Annotated in this window: 12 protein-coding genes; 9 read left to right on the top strand and 3 right to left on the bottom strand. The window is 55.7% G+C overall.

Annotated features, from left to right (window positions below; all coding sequences use genetic code 11):
* Window positions 1-251 precede the first annotated feature (251 nt).
* The gene (locus tag SOJ49_RS07685; protein WP_369857646.1) at window positions 252-2,393 is read left to right on the top strand and encodes a 4Fe-4S binding protein; all 2,142 of its coding nucleotides are present in this window, start codon (window positions 252-254) and stop codon (window positions 2,391-2,393) included.
* Between the two features lie 90 nt (window positions 2,394-2,483).
* Here the strand turns inward: SOJ49_RS07685 and SOJ49_RS07680 are convergent, their stop codons facing one another.
* The gene (locus SOJ49_RS07680; protein ID WP_369857645.1) at window positions 2,484-3,458 is read right to left on the bottom strand and encodes a hypothetical protein; all 975 of its coding nucleotides are present in this window, start codon (window positions 3,456-3,458) and stop codon (window positions 2,484-2,486) included.
* Between the two features lie 389 nt (window positions 3,459-3,847).
* Here SOJ49_RS07680 and ercA point away from each other — a divergent pair, with 389 nt between their 5' ends.
* Together ercA and SOJ49_RS07670 are read left to right on the top strand one after the other, a co-directional pair.
* Window positions 3,848-5,011, top strand: coding sequence for an alcohol dehydrogenase-like regulatory protein ErcA (ercA, locus tag SOJ49_RS07675; protein ID WP_369857644.1), 1,164 nt, complete (start codon window positions 3,848-3,850; stop codon window positions 5,009-5,011).
* On the top strand, window positions 4,995-6,782 hold the full coding sequence (locus SOJ49_RS07670; RefSeq protein WP_369857643.1) for a NahK/ErcS family hybrid sensor histidine kinase/response regulator: 1,788 nt from the start codon (window positions 4,995-4,997) through the stop codon (window positions 6,780-6,782). Before ercA ends, SOJ49_RS07670 begins: the two co-directional genes overlap by 17 nt.
* A gap of 58 nt (window positions 6,783-6,840) precedes the next feature.
* Here SOJ49_RS07670 and bioA read toward each other — a convergent pair whose 3' ends face one another.
* Window positions 6,841-8,211: an adenosylmethionine--8-amino-7-oxononanoate transaminase gene (gene bioA, locus SOJ49_RS07665; protein WP_369857642.1), complete on the bottom strand. Its 1,371-nt coding sequence runs from the start codon at window positions 8,209-8,211 to the stop codon at window positions 6,841-6,843.
* Window positions 8,212-8,458: 247 nt separating this feature from the next.
* On the opposite strand from bioA, the gene bioF reads away from it, so the two are divergent.
* The 5 genes from bioF to SOJ49_RS07640 all read left to right on the top strand — a co-directional run bounded on the left by bioF (window position 8,459) and on the right by SOJ49_RS07640 (window position 12,981).
* Window positions 8,459-9,730: an 8-amino-7-oxononanoate synthase gene (bioF, locus tag SOJ49_RS07660; protein WP_369857641.1), complete on the top strand. Its 1,272-nt coding sequence runs from the start codon at window positions 8,459-8,461 to the stop codon at window positions 9,728-9,730.
* Window positions 9,727-10,578, top strand: a complete 852-nt coding sequence (locus SOJ49_RS07655; protein ID WP_369857640.1) for a hypothetical protein — start codon at window positions 9,727-9,729, stop codon at window positions 10,576-10,578. Before bioF ends, SOJ49_RS07655 begins: the two co-directional genes overlap by 4 nt.
* Window positions 10,575-11,468, top strand: a complete 894-nt coding sequence (locus SOJ49_RS07650; protein ID WP_369857639.1) for a methyltransferase domain-containing protein — start codon at window positions 10,575-10,577, stop codon at window positions 11,466-11,468. Before SOJ49_RS07655 ends, SOJ49_RS07650 begins: the two co-directional genes overlap by 4 nt.
* Before the next feature lie 5 nt (window positions 11,469-11,473).
* Window positions 11,474-12,280: a dethiobiotin synthase gene (gene bioD, locus SOJ49_RS07645; RefSeq protein ID WP_369857638.1), complete on the top strand. Its 807-nt coding sequence runs from the start codon at window positions 11,474-11,476 to the stop codon at window positions 12,278-12,280.
* Window positions 12,281-12,519: 239 nt separating this feature from the next.
* The gene (locus SOJ49_RS07640) at window positions 12,520-12,981 is read left to right on the top strand and encodes a cytochrome c (protein WP_369857637.1); all 462 of its coding nucleotides are present in this window, start codon (window positions 12,520-12,522) and stop codon (window positions 12,979-12,981) included.
* 123 nt (window positions 12,982-13,104) lie between these two features.
* On the opposite strand, the gene SOJ49_RS07635 is transcribed toward SOJ49_RS07640, so the two are convergent.
* Window positions 13,105-13,746 (bottom strand): cytochrome b/b6 domain-containing protein, encoded by a 642-nt coding sequence (locus SOJ49_RS07635; protein ID WP_369857636.1) that lies wholly within the window; start codon window positions 13,744-13,746, stop codon window positions 13,105-13,107.
* Between the two features lie 286 nt (window positions 13,747-14,032).
* Between SOJ49_RS07635 and SOJ49_RS07630 the strand changes: the two genes are divergently transcribed.
* On the top strand, window positions 14,033-14,584 hold the full coding sequence (locus SOJ49_RS07630) for a hypothetical protein (protein WP_369857635.1): 552 nt from the start codon (window positions 14,033-14,035) through the stop codon (window positions 14,582-14,584).
* The last annotated feature ends 223 nt before the right edge of the window (window positions 14,585-14,807 follow it).

Genomic DNA, 14,807 nt, shown 5'->3' with positions numbered 1-14,807 from the left:
CGGCAATCATGCCCCCTTTGGTTGCACATCATTGGTGCACAAAAATTACGACGCCAAAGTCGTGACACCTACATCCTTGGTATTGGAAAAAAGTACCAATCCGGTGACAACAAGGTTGCCTGTCACCCCGCCAGCGGGCGTCATATGACGCTTTAGTAGGTTGCTACCAGATCCCAAAGAAGCATTGAGGATGACGCCACGCCGCCTAGGATGAGAGCCATAGTCATAAAAATAATAATCAAGGAGTTCCCATGCGATCCTGGTCTGCGCACGTGCTGCTCTGGTTCTGTTTGTTGAGCCTTGCCAGTTTGCCGTCAGCCACCATGGCCAACGGGCAAGACGACCAAGCTGCACCGTCTGACACCATCAGTGGCATGATCCAGCAGCTGTTTCCCAAAGCAACCCGTATTGAGCCAAAACAACAGGACTACCCGGTCTACCCGGTTTACCAGCTCAACGAGCTACTGGGTTACGCTTATGAATCCAGCGACATCAGCGATTTGCCGGGGTTTTCCGGCCGACCTATCCGACTGTTGATCGGTCTCAGTGCCACTGGCCGGTTTACCGGTATTCATATTCTCGAGCACCATGAGCCAGTGTTTTTACACGGTCTGGGGCCGGAGCCGCTGTATCAGTTTATTGGCCAGTATCAGGGCCGATCACTCACTGAACACATCGTTATCGACAGTCACAAGGTGGGCGACGCAGCCACCGATGGAGTGGTCTACTTTGACGGGGTATCCAAGGCCACCGTATCGGTGATTATTATTAACGACACGGTGTTGTCTTCAGCGCTCAAGGTCGCCCGCCACAAGCTGGAAGGTTTTGCCCAGGCCGCCGCCGCACAACCCATCATGGACAAGTTTGAACCATTGAACTGGCAGCAATTACTCGATCGCGGCTACGTCGGCCATTGGCGGCTTGAGCTGGCAGATGCGGAACGCTCGCTGGGAACCGACCTCGGCAGCTACCCGTCACTGCGCGAGGCAAAACCGGGTGAAGCCTTTACCGAACTTTGGTACGCCTATATCAATGCGCCGTCCATTGGCCGCAACCTGTTGGGCGACGATGGTTTTGCCCGCCTGCAACAGCGGCTCAAACCGGGCCAGCAAGTACTGGCAGTGATGTCCAACGGGCTGTTCCCTCACGTACCTGAAGACTTCAAACCCGGTACGGTGCCTGGACGACTGGCGTTACAACAGAGTCAGCTGGCCGTTGAAATGCGCGATATGGATGTACTCGATCGTCATATTCAACTGGTGGCCGACGGCATACCTGCGTTCGACCAAGCCAATCTGTTCCAGGTAGGAGGCAATGCCGGGTTTAATCCCGGTGCCGACGCCGCCCTGATTCTGAATATGGAACTGCCACGTAATCATCTGATGATCGACCGGGCACATTTTGAAGTGCCGGTGACACTGCCCGCCGAGCTGTTTGAACAGCTCACGGTGGAAGACGCCACTCCTCGCGCACCCTTATGGGTTGGCCTCTGGCAGGATCGCTGGCTGTCCATCACCCTGGTCAGTATCAGCCTGATACTACTGACCATTCTGTTTACCTGGCAGCGTTTTTTCACCCGTTTCCCACGTGCTGTGCACGGTTTCCGTTGGGGCTTTCTGGCGTTTACAGTCGGCTATCTCGGCTTTTATGCCCAGGGTCAGTTGTCGGTGGTCAACATCTACACTCTGCTGTTGAACATTTACGATGGCTTTAATATTGGTATTTTTCTGCTCGACCCGGTGATTTTTATCCTCTGGACGTACACTTTTGTCAGCCTGTTCATTTGGGGCCGAGGGCTGTTTTGTGGTTGGCTCTGCCCGTTTGGCGCGTTGCAGGAAATGGCTTCCTGGCTGGCCAAACGACTGGGCATCCGCCAACGCCGGATTGCCGAGCCGCTGCATCGCAAGCTGATTCTGATCAAATACCCGCTGCTGATCGGACTGCTGGGAACGGCTTTTTATTCACTGACGCTGGCAGAGCAACTGGCCGAAGTAGAGCCGTTCAAAACCAGCATTACGCTCTATTTCTACCGCTCTTGGCCCTTTGTGTTATACGCCGTCGCCTTGCTGGCCGCCGGGATGTTTGTTCACAAGTTCTACTGTCGCTACCTGTGCCCATTGGGTGCCGGTCTGGCCATTATTGGCAAGCTGCGGCGGCTGAACATGCTCGACCGGGTCGATCTCTGCGGCTCCCCTTGCCAGCTGTGCAAACGCCGTTGCGAGATCAATGCTATTCGTAACGACGGTGCCATCGATTACGACGAATGCATCCAGTGCCTGGAATGTGTGGTGATACTGAGAGACGACGAGCAGTGTGTTGACAGCATCAGCGCGCGAAAAAAGGAGCGGCGGCAGGCCAAAGCCAGGTTACTGGCAACCGATGCGGCACAATAACAACATGAGCAAGCACAACCTGTGCGACCAGAATGATCGCAGCAGGTTACGCACACGTAAGGACAGCACACGTAAGAACGGCCAGGCCAGTTACAATAACCAGGACACTTCACCGTCGTAATGATAGCTCTGGCATTCGCTGCTGATGACATTACCGTTGTAACTGACATTGGCCGTGGAGTTGCTGACGCCAGTAAAACGATTGTCAGACAGATTGATTTGCGCTGTCAGAGTATTGTCTAAGTTGAAGAGTTCGTTCATAAGCACGCGATAGTCGGCACTGAACTGGATTAGATCGCCAGACTGGCTGACAGGCTGAGGTTCAGGCATTTGCCAGTAACCCCAGTGGTCACCGACAAAATGGCCAGCATCCAGATCAATGACAAAAGGTGCGTAATCGTAACCGAGGCTCATCGGGTGACTGTCGTCATCACAGTCCGTGATCATAATGTCTGAGAACACCAGAGCCAGATGCTCGGTACTGCTCATATCCAACAAGTGACGACTGACACTGGACAGTGTCAGTTGATAGTCGACCTGGCCTTCGTCATAGCTATCATCGTCTTCATCCTCATAAGTCACATTGGGATAAATGGCAATACGGTATGTCAATCCAGCACTGACCGGAAATATAATCACTTGATTACCACTCCACTCAAATGACAAGTCACCTGCTGGTTGAGCGTTATATTCCACCACCTCAAGCGCAATATCGCCAGAACTGCCTTGTAGAAACTCACTATGCAGGATCACACTGATATAACCGCTGGCCGGGGCGGTATGAAGATAGTAATGATGGTTCGGTTCATCGTAGTCAATTTCTTCATCATAAATGATCGAAGCTTGTACCAGGGTATTATGTGCAAGCTCCGTATTCTCACCATCGTAACTGGCGCTGCTCAAGGTCGGGTTGGTATCCTCCAGCAGCGGGGTGATGCCGGAAGAATCGCCACCATCGCCACCATCGCCGCTTGAGCCACTATTACTGTCGGCGCCAGAAGAACCGCCACAAGCGCTGAGCAGCAAAGAAAAAACAACAGCAGTAAACTGTAGACGTGCTTTCATACAACAGACTCCTTATCAGGGTATTTCTGTTGTCAACGCAGTCGACCGACATTGGTTGACACCTGTTTGCCCCGACATGCCTGTTAAAAAGCTTCTTTGTGATGGAGTCGACAATATTCTATATTGGGCAATCGTACCCGTGAGGACAGTGGTGGCCGCCGCGGTTGACACAGTCTGTCTCTTTGGCGGGTAATTAACTGTCAGACGTTCTGGAAAAATAATGGCAATAGCCACTGCGCAACAGCAAGAATCTACCGCCCGACTAACCCCTTGGCACTAGATACCCGACGCTATCGTAGTCTTTACCTCAGGTAAGGAACCGGTTTACTGTTTTCTATTATTACAAGAATAATGACGCACTCTGTTGTGTGCTTCGGGACCATTTAGCTATGTCTGACTCCATTTCCAACCTGAGAAAATTTGTCGCGCCGGAAATCATCTTTGGTGTCGGTGCCCGCAAAACCGTGGGTAATTTTGCCAGAAATTTTGGCGCACAACGGGTGTTGATCGTCACAGACCCTGGCGTGATTGCCGCTGGATGGGTTGCCGACGTGCAGGACAGCCTGCAGGAAATGGACATCGACTACCGGATTTTTTCTGCCGTCAGCCCCAACCCGAGAGCCGAAGAAGTCATGGCAGGTGCTGCGTTTTACAACGAAGAAGGCTGTAACCTGATCGTTGCCGTCGGCGGCGGCAGCCCGATGGACTGCGCCAAAGGCATCGGGATTGTCTCGGCCAATCGCCAGCACATCCTCACGTTTGAAGGCGTCGACCGGATTCATTCGCCGATTCCGCCATTGATTTTTATCCCGACCACCGCCGGAACCTCGGCAGACGTGTCCCAGTTCGCGATTATTTCCGATCAGGACAGTCGGATGAAAATCTCCATCATCAGCAAGGCGGTGGTGCCGGATGTCTCCTTGATTGACCCGGAAACCACCCTGACGATGACCCCTTTCCTGACCGCCTGCACCGGCATTGATGCCATGGTGCATGCCATCGAGGCCTTTGTCTCCACCGCCAGCGGCCCACTGACCGATATGCACGCGCTGGAAGCCATCCGGTTGGTCTCCGGTAACCTGCCAGCCCTGGTCGATAATCCTGCCGATATTGCCCTGCGCGAACAGTTGATGCTGGCCTCACTCAAGGCTGGACTGGCGTTTTCCAATGCCATTCTCGGTGCCGTACACGCCATGTCGCACAGCCTGGGAGGCTATCTCGACCTGCCGCACGGTCTCTGCAATGCCATTCTGGTCGAACGGGTGATCGACTATAATTACAGTCATGCGGAAGACCGTTTCCGCGTTGTCGCAGACACCCTCGGCATCCAGACCAAGGGCAGAAGCAATGCCCAGTTGCGTCGTCAGCTGGTCGACAATATCAGTCAGCTCAAGGCTCGGGTGGGTCTGACCCAGAGTCTGGGTCAATCCGGCGTCAGCCTGGCGGATATTCCAGAACTGTCTGGCAAGGCACTGACCGACCCTTGCATTCTGACCAACCCGCGCAAATCCAATCAACGTGATGTAGAGGTGGTCTATGAGGAAGCGTTATGACCATCCCCACGTCTCCGGCTCAGACACAAACCAGAACAACGGCTTGAGCAACAGCCTGAACAGCAGTAACAAACACAATAACGAACACAATGCCGAAGACCAGGCGCTGATACAGAACCTGATCGGCCTTGGTGCCTTCTCGGCGCGCAAAAGCTACTACCCGGAACTGCTGCAAAAAATCGACGAGCTGGAAAGCGAGAAAGAACGCTACCAATGGCTGTTCGAAAACGCCCTGCATGGCATCTTCCAGGCCAGAGCCAGCGGCGGCATCAGTGGTGCCAACCCGGCCATCGCCCGTATGTGCGGTTACCGCGACGCCAACGAATTCCGCTTTTCCGTCACCTCGTTGCGTAACGACCTGTTCTACGATCCCGACGATCTCGATCAGCTGATGCTGCGCGTCAATCAGCTCGGCCCGCAACAGTCGTTTGAAACCCGCTTCAAACGCAAACTGGGGATGGAGCCACTGCCGGTGTCCATCAACGTACTGCTGAAAGACCGTGAACAAGGGCTGATCGAAGTGTTTGTTCACGACATCACCGAACGTAAACGCGCCCAGGCTGCCATGGCCCGCATTAACAACGAACTGGAACAGCGCGTCGAAATCCGTACCCGTGAGTTGCAAGCCGCCAAACAAGAAGCCGAAGCCGCCAACGCCAGCAAGGACAAATACCTCGCCGCCGCCAGCCACGATCTGTTGCAGCCGATGAATGCCGCCCGCTTGCTGGTAGCCACACTGCAAGAACGCCCGCTCGATAGCGACAATCAGATTCTGGTTGAACGTATCCATACCGCGCTGACCGGCGCAGAAGAACTGCTGGCCGATTTACTCGATATTTCCCGGCTTGATGCCAATGCCGTCACTCCCGACAATGAAGAATTTGCCGTCAGCGATTTGTTTAACACGCTCTACAGTGAATTTCAGCCCCAGGCCCAGCAAGCCAGCCTGGCATTACACATGGTGCAAAGCCGCCTGCGTATTCGCAGTGACTCCCGCCTGCTGATGCGCATTTTGCGTAACTTCGTCAGTAACGCCATTCGCTACACCCCGGCTGGCAGAGTCTTGATTGGCTGTCGTCGGCGTGGTGAACAGCTGCAATTGATGGTCTGTGATTCCGGCCCCGGTATTGCCGAACACCAGCGTAGCGAGATTTTTCGTGAGTTTCGCCAGCTCGATAATGCCAACCAGGGACGCAGCAAGGGCGTTGGTCTTGGCCTCGCCATTGTCGAGCGGATTGCCCGCATGATGGATCACCCGGTGGCGATCCACTCCCGTGTCGGGGTCGGTAGCTGCTTCTCTGTCACCGTGCCGCTGGCTCATCCGGATGATCAGGTCAGCAGTCCCTGTGCCGACCGGGCGGATACGGTGCCCGAAGGACTGGCGACCAGCGCTCGGCTTGACCACGTGCGCGTACTGGTGATTGATAACGAAGAAACCATCCGCCTCAGCATGAAAAGCCTGCTGCAAGCCTGGGGCTGTAACGTGATTACCGCCAGTAATGGTGAAGTCGCCCAGGATGCCTGGTACCACTTTCGCCCGGATATTGTGCTGGCCGATTACCACCTCGACCATAATGAAACAGGTACTGCCGTGATTCGTGCGCTGGCGACCGAGGATTCCGATGTTTTAACAACTCCGCTGATCGTGATCACCGCCGACCGCAGCGACGACATCCGCCAGGAAATCACGCGTCTGGGGGCAACCCGACTGAACAAGCCGGTAAAACCGGCCAAGCTCCGTGCGTTGATGGCCTATTTACTGGAACAATAAATAACGGGCACCACATGACAGGCACCACATGACAAGCACCACAGCTTACACTTGGCCATTATTCAGCGGCAAGATACTGCCCCAAGGCAGTTTGTATACCTGTCGTCAGGGTGGCCAGATCGTCGTTGTTCATCACAAAGGGCGGCATCACGTAAACGCAATCGGCAAACGGGCGTACCCAGATTCCCTGTGCCACACATAACGGCTGCAGCTCGGCCACATTAGCCGCCTGCTCCAGTTGCACCACACCAATCGCGCCCAATACCCGCACATCCTTGATGCCCGCCTGACCCCTGAGTGGCGTCAGCCCTTGCTCCAGCTGCTGTTCGATACGCTGCACCTGAGTTTGCCAGTCGGATTCCAGCAACAGGTCGATGCTTTCACACGCCACTCGACACGCCAGCGGATTACCCATAAAGGTTGGCCCGTGCATAAAACAACCGGCGTCTCCCTGACTGATGGTTTCCGCCACCAAGGTCGTCGCCAGCGTCGCTGACAAGGTCATATAACCACCGGTAAGTGCCTTGCCAAGGCACAGGATATCCGGTGTGATATCGGCGTGTTCACAGGCAAACAGCTTGCCGGTACGGCCAAAACCGGTGGCAATTTCATCGGCAATCAATAACACATCAAACTCATCACACAAGCGCCGGGCAGCACGCAGATAGTCCGGATGGTAAAAGCGCATACCGCCAGCACCCTGCACCACAGGTTCAAGAATCAGCGCCGCCAGGTGCTGGTGGTGTAACGCCAACGCCTGACGCAGTGCGGCGATATCCGCAGCCAGAATCGAGTCGTCCCTGGGTTGGTCGTGCTGAAGTGGCCCCGTTCGGGGGAAAACCGCCTGAGGTTCACGAACAAAATGCTGCGCCGTCAAAACACCGGCAAACAGATGATGCATACCCCGCTGTGGATCACAGACTGACATCGCGCCCATGGTGTCGCCGTGATAACCGCGCTGCAGTGCCAGTAATCGCTGCTTCTCCGGCTTGCCCCGAGCCTGCTGGTACTGAATCGCCATTTTCATCGCAACTTCGACCGCCACCGAACCAGAATCGGCCAGAAACACCTTGTCCAGCCCTGGTGGTGTCAGTGCCACCAGCCGTCGCCCCAAGGCAATCGCAGGTCCATGGGTCAAACCACCAAACATCACATGAGCCATGCTATCCAGCTGCTCGGTCGCGGCCTGATTGAGGCGCGGATGATTGTAGCCATGTACCGCACACCACCAGGATGCCATGCCGTCGATCAATTCGCGGCCGTCACGCAAGCGCAAGCGCACCCCACTGGCCGACGCCACTTGCCACACCGGTGACGGTGTGGTCATCGAGCTATAGGGGTGCCATAAATGGTGGCGATCAAACTCGGTATCGGTCAATGCCGATTCAGACCAGGGTTTGGCGGCTTGGTGATCATGACCTGTCATCATTCGCTCTCAAAAAAATCAACAAAACAGAGGTTAACGGATTTCAGTCTTCAACTCCGCTACAACCCACTGACAAACCGCCCTGGCGGCGCTATTTCAGCCTTTTTGCTAAACAGCCGGAGCCACCCTCACCATTAGTAAACCAAAGCTTGCTGACCGTATTGACCTGTTCCGCCACCGTCTTATTGTCAAGCAGCCAAGTACTGCCCACTCACTGATACGAATACAACCACAGGTCGACCCCGTTACCATGCCCAGTTCCTGCTCTACGCCCTGGCAACAACGCCTGAATGACGCCAGCCAACAGCGCCGCAATCTCAATCAATGGCGTCAGCGCTCAACCCTGAGCAGCCAGCAAGGGCCGCTGGTTGAGCGGGACGGCCAACAACTGATCAATTTTTGCAGCAATGATTACCTCGGCCTGGCAGCCAGTGGCGCAGCAGCACTGGCCCACAGTGCCCAGCGCTGGGGTCTGGGCAGCGGTGCATCACACCTGGTCTGCGGGCATTCAAGCGCCCACGAGGAATTGGAACAGGCGTTAGCCAAACACACCGGGTATCCGGCAGCCTTGTTGTTTTCGACCGGTTATATGGCCAATGTCGGCTGTATCAATGCCTTGACCCAGCGCGGTGATCTGATCCTGCAAGACAAGCTGAACCATGCCTCCCTGATCGACGGTGCCTTGCTCAGTCGAGCCGATTTCTTGCGTTATCGCCATCTCGATTACGCCCAGCTGCAACAACGGCTGGAACATCGCCAACAACAACTCCAACAACGTCAACAACGTCAACAACAGCCCCAAAACACTCAAGCACTGACACTGGTGGTCAGTGACAGTATTTTCAGTATGGATGGCGATCTGGCGGATGTCGCCAGGCTCAGTCAGATCTGTCAGCAGCAACAAGCGTTGTTGATGGTGGATGATGCCCACGGCTTGGGCGTTATCGGTACCCATGGTGCAGGTGTCCGTTCGGCCTTTGATCTCGGCGCCGCACAACTGCCGGTTTATATCGGCACGCTGGGCAAGGGCCTCGGCGGCTTTGGTGCCTTCGTCGCCGGAGATCAAAACCTGATCGACTATCTGGTGCAGTTTGCCCGCCCCTACATTTACACCACCGCCCTGCCTCCCGCCGTTGCCGAGGCCATGCTGTCGAATCTCGAACGTCTGCAAGATGATGCTCTGCGGCAAACCCTCAATCAGCATATTCGCTATTTTCGCCAGCAGGCCAGCCAGCTCGGGCTACAGTTGATGCCATCGGTATCACCGATTCAGCCTTTGATGATCGGCGACGAAGCCGCTGCCATGGCCATCAGCGCTGAATTGCAGCGGCGTGGCTTATGGGTCACGGCGATTCGCCCTCCCACTGTGCCCGATGGCAGCAGTCGTTTACGTATCACCCTGACCGCCGCCCATGCCACCGAGCAGATCGACGCACTACTCTCTGCGCTGGATGAACTGATCCCTGAGTCGTTGCGCAGCGCTACTGACAACGCGCTGCCGTCACAGGGAAGCACCCTGTGAGCCAGGCCGATTTCTGGGTGCCACTGAACGCCCACACCGCCTCAAGGTCCGAGCCGCTGTGGTACTGGCTGCCCGGCTGGAGCTTCACGGCGACTATCTTCGAACCCTTGCTGGCCGCTCTGCCGGGCAGGCATCTGGGCCTCGACTATCGGGCGTTCTATCAGTGCCTGACTCAATCCGGGCAGACCCCCACTTTCAACGATGCTGTCACACTGTTGCGTCAGACCGCCAGCGCTGATGCGCTCTGGGTCGGCTGGTCGTTGGGAGGAGCGCTGGCCCATGCCACGCTTTCTCATGACCGGCTTTCTCACGATATACAGAGCCAGGCAGCGGCCGGTACCACGAGCAGAATTCAGCCACGGGCGCTGTGCACCCTCGCCACTGGCAGCCGTTTTCTCCGCCAGTCAGACACGTCGCAACAAGGGATGGATGAAGCCACATTCAGCGCTTTTCGTAACGGCTTTGAGCGCTTCCCCGCCAAAACACTGAAACGTTTCCTCGCCTTGTGCTGCCAGGGAGCGGAACAACCACGAGCTTGCATCGCGGCCTTGTCCAGCCAGCAATTAACTGATCAATATGCGCCGCTGCTGGCCACCTCGCTGGACTGGCTGACTCAATATCAACTCGACGACCACCAGCTCAACAACCAACACGCTGACATCTTACGACTGGCCTGGTACGGCCAACATGACGCGTTGCATCCGGCCGGACTGACATCCAGCGCAGCGCTGTCAACGATACCATCTTGCGGCAGCAGCCACGCCCTGTTGCTGGAGCAAGCCACCATTCCCCTGTTGCAACGCGCCTTGCTCGAACTGATAAACGCCAGCGCCGGGAAGCAGCCATGAATCCACTCCCGATGCGCGACAAACGCCAGGTCGGACAGCAGTTCAGCCGTGCGGCGCGCAGTTATGATCAGGCCGCCACAGTACAGCAATGGGCACAACAGCAATTACTGCAGCGCTTGCAGCAGCATCTGCCAGACGGTCTGCACGGCCACTGGCTCGATATCGGTTGCGGCACCGGTGCCGCCCTCGAACCACTGGCCGCCATGGGAGCGCAACACATCACCGCGATTGATATGGCCGCCGGAATGCTGGAGGTGGCAGCCCGACGTCCGCTGTCAGCGCCAGGATCGTCTTCTCAACCACAGTGTTCCCGTACCCTGTTGTTAGCGGATGCCGATCAGCTACCGCTGGCGGCTGGCCGTCGCTCCGATACTACGATCGACAGCACAATCGATGCTGCCCCCGACGTTAGCCAACAGTCCCCCTGTGGGGCGATTTCCAGCCTGATGCTGCAATGGAGCGAAGCCCCGCAACAGACTCTGGCAGAGTGGTATCGGGTACTGGCTCCTGGCGCAACCCTTGCCATTGCCACGCTGTTGCCCGGCACCCACCGCGAAATTGCCGCCACCTGGCAGCAGATAGATCACTTCCGCCATATCAACCGCTTTGCCAGTGCGGTGGAGCTGAGCATTGCGCTGCAACAGGCCGGTTTTGATATTCAGCTGCAGCAACAGGCCAGCTATCAGGAACACTACCCGGATAGCCTCAGCCTGTTACAGGCGTTAAAAGCGATTGGTGCGACGAACGTCAACAGTGGCCGCCGCCCAGGATTGGCCGGACGCCAGCTGATCCGACTGTTTGATCAACACTACCCCAAAGATGCCAACGGCCAATGCCCGTTGAGCTACCAGCTCTGCTGGATATTAGCGACCAAACCCGACCACGGATAAGACCCATGACGCCTGCTGCCCCCGCTCTGCCCAACCGCCGCGTATTTATTACCGGAACCGATACCGATGCTGGCAAGACACTGATCTCCGCCGCGCTGCTGGCAGCCGCTGGCCGGGCGGGCTATCAGACCTTTGGGTTAAAGCCAGTCGCGGCCGGATGCGAGCGCATAACAGATGGCAACGCACAGCACCCCGGCCAACTGCGTAACGACGATGCACTGCTGTTGCAACGCTTCAGTAATGTCGAGCAGCCCTATGCCATCCATAATCCGTTTGCATTTGAGGCCGCGATCGCACCCCATATCGCCGCCCGGCAAGAACAACGACCGCTGAAGTTGGATGAGCTGACCCGTGCCTGCCGCCACTCTCTCGCAACAGCGAATGCCAGCTTTGAACTGATCGAAGGTGCCGGTGGCTGGCTGGTACCAATCAATACCATCCATTCACTGGCCGACCTCGCCGTTGAACTCGACGGTGACGATGCGCAACAGCCACTGGAAGTGATTCTGGTGGTCGGCTTACGTTTGGGATGTATCAATCATGCCTTGCTCAGCGTCGAAGCCATACGCTCTCGCGGGCTGACACTGGCAGGCTGGGTCGCCAATAGCCTGAGTCCAGCCATGGATGTCGAACAGGCCAACCTGGAATACCTGACCGACGTCCTGGCGCAGCAACACATTCCCCTTTGGGGTCATGTGCCGTACCTCAACATGCTGGAACAAGCGGCTGATACTCCGCCACAGCAGCTGCTCGACAACAAGGCCCATGCTGCCCTGCGCGCCAGTCAGTCTCTGGAAGCGATGTTCAGCTGATATCCCACACGGATAGCACCGTGAAGGTCAATAAAGGTAAAACATCTCAAAAATCCTGCCAGAATCTCGCCAGAGTGCAGCATTTTTAACACCAACACGGTCACATAACGCCAGTGCGGTTTGATGCAGGGTAAAAATGCCCTGTGTACACTGTACCTTCAGGCAATACTGCTACACCCAGGGGCCTGAACGAAGCCCCTCGAATAAATCAACCCCGGCAACCAAAAGAAGGACTCTTGATGAATCACATCAGCAAACAACTCGTGGCAATCTCTCTGGCATCCAGCTGCGCTTTCAGCGCATTGGCACACGGTAATGACGACGTTGAAGATGCTATCGAATACCGCCAGTCGGTGTTCCACCTGGTCGGCACCCATTTTGGCCATATGGGCGACATGGTGAAAGGCAAGAAAAATTTTGACGCGGTGGAATTCCAGTATCGCGCCAACAGCCTGGACGCGCTGGCAAAAATGCCGCTGGAGGGCTTTACCGTACCTGGCTCCGACAAAGGTGAAACCAAGGCCAAGCCCGCCGTATGGGAAAAACCGGAGCTGTTCCGCGAGAAGCTGACCAAGTTTCAGAAGGATTCAAGCGCGCTGGCCAAAGCCGCTCAATCCGGCAATATGGACACCATCAAACCGGTATTTATGGAAACCGCCAAAAACTGCAAAAGCTGTCATACCGACTTTAAAAATCGTTAAAACCGGTTATGCCATCGCTCAGGGTGCAGGCCATCAGGCCTGCCTCCTGATCCCGCTATTCACACCCGTCCATTCCCAACTGCCTGCACGCAGCAGCAGCCATCAGCCATCAGCCATCAGCCATCAGCCAGCCACAATCAAATAGTAGCTGACCGCCCACAACAGCAGAAACACCCCCCAGGCGCGCCATGCAGGTACCAGAACAGGGGCCTGAACATCCCTCAAATCATCTCGCTTTCCCGTTACCATCGCCTGCACCAGCGGCTCACCCCGCCATTGATGCAACACCACCGCCGCAATATGCAGCACCACCAGACCGATGATCAGATTAAAATTCAGGTGATGCCACTGGGTCAGCCAAGTCGCGGTATCCGCAGAGACCCAGCTCGCCAGCGGCCCTTCGGTAAAAATTTCATCGGTGGCAAACAGTCCACTGATCCACTGCAGCGCAATCAGCAGCAGTAAAGCCACCACCATCAGCGCACCCAGTGGATTATGTCCGGCATGACGCGGCACGCCCTTACCCACTAACAGGCAACGGGCAAAGTGGGTGACCGCTTGTGGCCCCTGCACAAAATGACTGAAACGTGCGTTCGATGATCCGAGCACACCCCATACCAATCGGGTCACCCAGAGAGCAACCAGGCATGCCGCCAGACTCATATGCCATTCCATCTCTCCCTCTTCCGCTGTCCACCAGCAAGCAACCAGTAACATGACCTGTAACCAGTGGTAGCCACGAATAAAACCGTCCCAAACCTTCATAATCACCTCTCTTCCATCACTCTATATTCCGTTTTGCCATAACCAGTTTACGAGATCAGCGCTATCATTTTCTGTAACAAACCGCGTTTCGCAGCACAAAGAGCGCTGATTGCCGCCCGGATTTGGCAGATTTACCAATAATGACAAGGGGCGGTTGCCTAAAACACGCTAATGACTGGCATAATAACCGCCATACGCATTTAATGCCGATCCGGCAACACGCTGGCGAAAGGCAGCGGCAGATGTTTAAAAATAAACAGGTCACCGTTACGACATGAGGATTTTCATGAGAGCGATCGTCTCAGCAGGCTGTCTTTTATTGCTCACTGCTTGTAGCCATCAATCGTACATCCCGTTTACCCAGGAGCTGCGTTTCAGCGAGGGCTTTAACAACGCCGATCTGCAACAGCTACAGTATTATGTCTGCCCGCCGTTCAAGGCCGAACGCCAGTTCAGGATGGTCGAAAAAAACATCTCCAGCGGCAAATTGATTCGGCGTCAGGGACAACTGGTGAATGAAGTCGTCGTGCCGCAATGGACACCGGGCGTTGCTGTCCAGGTGGATGAGCACTTTCTGGCGGTCAGTTTTGAAGAAGGTACGGCGTTAACTTTTGGTGTGGAACAGGGTCTTTCTCAGGGGGATTACACTCCACTTGGCCGCAACAAGGATGATCACTTTCAGGTGTATTACGATGGCGAATGGTATTACACCATTGATAACACCGCTGGCGAATGCGAAGGCAAGGTCTATTCGCAACCCCGGCTGTGGATTGATGCAGATTCGCTAAAAGAAAAGACGACGGAACGCAAGGTACTTCAAGGACGCCGTATCGAATAACACGCCAGTCTATGTTCGAAGCCCTTACTTTATATGATGCTGACGAAGCCATGCTCAAGCGCATGGCCTCTTGGCGCTCGACAAAATAGCCACCCTGGTGCTGCCGGCACCGCAACATGACTGGATATTGGGCCTCCCAGTCATGGCTTTCTGGCAACCCTCCATTGTGCCCTCTCCTTCCCTTTACAAGACCTGCTCACACCCACCCAATCATGGCGCGACG

The organism is Candidatus Thalassolituus haligoni, from assembly GCF_041222825.1.
GTDB lineage: Bacteria > Pseudomonadota > Gammaproteobacteria > Pseudomonadales > Oceanobacteraceae > Oceanobacter > Oceanobacter antarcticus.
The sequence above is the reverse complement of the archived record's forward strand: the minus strand, read 5'-3'. Positions and strand labels throughout refer to the sequence as shown.